Raw genomic sequence first — 4,333 nt, forward strand, 5'->3', positions numbered from 1 at the left:
TGGATCAATTTCTGCAGAGGCAATCAGCAAATCGATCCGGGTAGTGCCGGCTCGAGGCTAGAGTCACTCGAACCTACTGGAAAAACAAGCTGGGGGCCCTTTTCACGTGACCGATCTCGACGTCCGATCGCTGTACCTCGACCTGATGCGAGGCAACCTCACCAGGTACGGGATGCACGAACGTATGCCCGCGCAGTGGACGCTGCGGCGACGGCTTTACTTCAAGACCCTCAATCGCATGATGGTTCGCGGCGGGGCGCACCGACTCGCACGCGCCACTCCGAACGAGAACCGCAGCACGCTCGTTCAGCACAAGCGAGACCTGGGCATAGATTGGCCGGCCGAGGCCGAGACCATGATCGGAATGCAGAGGCTCTCCAGCCTTCAGCAGTGCGTTGAGACCGTACTGGCTGAGGACATCCCAGGTGACCTGATCGAATGTGGAGTGTGGCGGGGCGGGGCCTGCATCCTGATGCGTGCGGTACTGGCTGCCTATGGCGACGAGACGCGAAGTGTCTGGGTGGCGGATTCGTTTGAGGGCCTGCCACCTGCAGACCCCGAGAACTACAAAGCGGACAAGGGCCTCAGGACGCAGAGCCTTTCCGGGATCCTTGGTGTCTCCGAAACTGAGGTCAGGGCCAACTTCCAGCGCTACGGACTGCTGGACGATCAGGTCCGCTTTCTTCCTGGGTGGTTCAAGGACACCCTGCACGATGCGCCGATCGATCGCATCGCTGTGCTGCGGGTCGATGGTGATCTCTATGAATCCACGATTCAAGCGCTTGAGGGGCTCTACCCGCGGCTGTCTCCAGGGGGATTCTGCATCATCGACGACTACCACGATCTCAAGCCGTGCAGACAAGCCGTCACCGACTACCGGGCGGAGCATGGGATCACTGCCGAGATCGTCGACATCGACGGGACTGCTGTGCTTTGGCGCAAGTAGCGAAAGGCGTTGGATCCGTGAGAGGCCAGATTCTGCAATGAAGATTGTCCTGGCAAGCTACGGAACACGCGGTGATATCGAGCCCTGTGTCGCCGTGGGCCGCGAGTTGCTGCGCCGCGGACACGACGTGCACATGGCTGTCCCTCCCGACCTCGTCGGCTTCGCCGAGGCGGCCGGGCCGACAGCGGTGCCGTACGGGCCGGATCTGCAGGCGGTGCTGGATGCGCACCGCGACTTCTGGACCCATTTCTTCCGTAATTTCTGGAAGGTCCGCGAAATGATCAGGTTGCGGCGCGAAGTTGTGGCGCCCTTCCATCAGTGCTGGAAGGACATCATCGCCACGCTGACGTCGCTCGCCGACGGCGCAGACCTGCTGTTCACCGGCGTGAATTTCGAGGACGCCGCGGGCAACGTCGCTGAGTACTACGACATTCCGCTCGCCACGCTGCACCTGTTCCCGCTTCGGGCCAATGGCCATTTCATACCGTTTTTGCCCGGGCCGCTGGGCCGTGCCGCGATGAAAGCGTCCGAATGGGTTGCATGGCGCAACGCCAAGAAGGTCGAGGGCATACAGCGGGGTGAACTGGCTTTGCCAAAGGCCACATCGCCCTCGCCGTGGCGGCTCAGCGAACGCGGTTGCCTGGAAATCCAGGGGTATGACGAAGCTTGTTTTCCCGGGTTGGCCGGCGAATGGACCCAATGGTCTGGTCAACGGCCCTTTGTCGGTGCCTTGACGATGAATCTGCCCGGGGATTCAGATGACGAGGTCGCCTCGTGGCTCGCCGCGGGAACACCACCCATATTCTTCGGCTTTGGCAGTTTGCCGATGGAATCGGGTGTTGAAACACTTGCCATGATCACCGCGGCCTGCGCACAGCTGGGCGAGCGGGCATTGGTGTGTTCTGCTGGAACCGACTTCAGCCACGTCCCGCAGCCGGACCATGTCAAGGTGGTCGGCGCGATGAATTACTCGTCGGCCTTCCCCGCCTGCCGCGCGGTCGTGCATCACGGCGGGCTGGGCACGACTGCCGCGGGGTTACGCGCGGGGGTTCCCACGTTGATCTTGTCGACGGATCTCGATCAGACGCTGTGGGGAACTCGAGTCAAACGACTGAAGGTGGGCACCGCCCGGCGCTTTTCGGCCACCACCGAAAAATCCCTGGTCGAAGATCTGCGCACGATCCTTGAGCCACAATATGCAGCCCGGGCCCGCGAGATGGCCACCCGGATGACCGACCCCGCCGACAGTATTGGGACCACGGCCGATCTCGTGGAGAAACTCGCTGGTCTCGGTCGGCCGTGACACCAGTCGTCTGCGTTACTGCGGCGAGTCGCGCGACCCGTGAACGTTGGCCGGGCAATGCTGTGTCGTTGCTGGTTGTGATGCCGGCTCGGTGTCCCGGATCGCGCGGACATGGATCACTCCGCCGCGGTGTGGAACGAACGTGACGTGTTTCGCCCGCGGCTTCTCATCTGCCGCGGCGGTGGTGCTCAACTCGACCCGACGCAGGATCTCACGAAGCACGAGTCGTATCTCGACCATCGCGAATGTGGCACCGAGGCAGCGGCGGTTTCCGCCGCCGAACGGCAGCCAGGTGGTCGGGCTCAGGGAGGCGCCGAGCATTCGGTCCGGGTCGAAGCGGTCCGGATCCGCGTACACCTCGGCGCTCGAGTGCACCAGTCCGATCGCCGGGTCGACCATCACGCCGGACGGCAACCTGTAGCCGCCGATCTCGGTCGGCTCCTTGAGAACCCGGCCAGAGCTGAACAGCACCGGGCGGATCCGCAGCGTCTCCTTGATCACCGCGTCGAGGTACTCGTCTCCGGCAGCGTCGCCTGCCGCGCTGGCATCTGCGGCGCGCACTGCCTTGGCCAGCGCCGCCGGATGACGGGTAAGCCGCTCCAACGCCCAGGACAGTGCCGTCGCGGTGGTCTCGTGTCCAGCCGCGATCGCCGTCAGGAGCTGGTCGCGCAGTTCGCTGTCGGAGAGCGTGCGGCCGTCGTCGCCGGTGGCGCGGATCAGCATGGCAAGCACGTCAGTGCGTTCGGCCAGGTCTGGGTCGGCACGACGGTCGGCGATCTCGGCATAGAGCAGGGCGTCGGCTTCTGCGAATCTCCGACCGACTCCTCGCCACGGGCGATGCCGCCGCAGGCTCGGCTTCGTAATTGCCGGTGTTTCCCACGGTTTCATGTAGAGCAACCGAGGCACCACCCTGCGCAGGGCGGCCAGGCGCGCCGGGTCGCTGGCACCGATGACTGTCCGCAAGATCACCTCGAGGGTGATCTCGGTCGTCTTGGGCGCCACAGGGAAGCTCTTGTCTATCTGCCAATCGGCGACGTTCGCGGCAGCGATCTCGACCATTTGAGCAGCCTGGTTTGCGACCGCGTCGCGATGAAAAGCCGGCATTGTCAGGCGGCGCAGGGTGTGGTGCGCGTCCCCGTCGAGCACAAACAGCGAACTCTCACCTAAAAGTCCACGGAAAAACCAATGTGCTTCGCCGGAATGAAAGACCCGAGGGTCGCCGGCGTACACCGTCTTGATGTCGGCAGGATCTGCGAGGTATACGACCGTGCCGGACAGCGGAATTCGCAGCGTGAACATGTTCCCGTAGCGGCGCTGACATCCGCGCAGAAAGCGCAAACCGAAGCCGGCCATCAACGCGGACTGCACCACCATGGGAAGCGGCGGTCCGGGCGGCAGGTCGGTTTTCGCGGCGTAGCTCACTTTTAGCGTGATCCCTAGCTAGTAGACGGTACAGGTGCTGACGGGCCGACGGCCTCGGATTGCAACTGACGCGGATTGCCGGTCGAGGGGGAGCACCCGCCCCGGGGTCGATCCACGGTCGCAGATCCGGGTTCTACGGTAGCTCCCAACCGTACGGTGTCGGGTTGGGTAACGGGCGCTTTCGGCGGAGACATCACCATCGCGGGTGACCCCGGCAGTGGCGGGCACGTTTGTCTTCAACCTGGTTCGGATGACGGCCATTAGTTCCCGTTCTCCGGGCGAAATGCTGTGCTGGCGCTCAGCATGTTTTGATCAGTTGAATTCGTCTCGCCGAAGGCTCGTAGGGGTCGAATCGGTGCTGCGATGTCGGCTCGCAGGGACCGGGGTTTCGTCGCTCAGCAAATATTTGTCCTGCGGCAGCAGCCACGTCAATCGGCGCTGGTGGCTGCGTGCGTAGTGGAGCAATGCGTTGCTGACCGTGCGCTAGTGGCTAATTCGCTATGTTAACGGTGCCGGTGGCGGAGCGCGCGGCATCGCGCGTAGTAGGCTGGGCGGCAGTCAGCAAATATTGACGATTTTCCTAAAACTGCTTGCTGACCCCCCTGTCTGCGTTAGGTTTAGAACGTGTTCCATTTAACTCGCCCTGATGGTCTGGAGAACTG

3 protein-coding genes are annotated in these 4,333 nt (G+C 63.1%); 2 read left to right on the forward strand and 1 reads right to left on the reverse strand.

Going from position 1 to position 4,333, the window contains the following annotated elements:
• Positions 1-106 precede the first annotated feature (106 nt).
• Together HBE63_RS10455 and HBE63_RS10460 are read left to right on the forward strand one after the other, a co-directional pair.
• Complete coding sequence (locus tag HBE63_RS10455) at positions 107-946, forward strand: TylF/MycF/NovP-related O-methyltransferase (protein WP_166904684.1); 840 nt, start codon at positions 107-109, stop codon at positions 944-946.
• Between the two features lie 37 nt (positions 947-983).
• Entirely contained in the window at positions 984-2,249 is a 1,266-nt protein-coding gene (locus tag HBE63_RS10460) for a glycosyltransferase (RefSeq protein WP_166904685.1), read from the forward strand.
• Positions 2,250-2,264: 15 nt separating this feature from the next.
• Here the strand turns inward: HBE63_RS10460 and HBE63_RS10465 are convergent, their stop codons facing one another.
• Positions 2,265-3,671, reverse strand: a complete 1,407-nt coding sequence (locus HBE63_RS10465; RefSeq protein ID WP_166904686.1) for a cytochrome P450 — start codon at positions 3,669-3,671, stop codon at positions 2,265-2,267.
• Positions 3,672-4,333 lie beyond the last annotated feature (662 nt).

The organism is Mycobacterium sp. DL440 (assembly GCF_011745145.1).
Classification (GTDB): domain Bacteria; phylum Actinomycetota; class Actinomycetes; order Mycobacteriales; family Mycobacteriaceae; genus Mycobacterium.

Excerpts from the sequence above, each read along its gene's own strand:
- HBE63_RS10460 (WP_166904685.1), top strand. The coding sequence starts at position 984 with ATGAAGATTGTCCTGGCAAGCTACGGAACACGCGGTGATATCGAGCCC.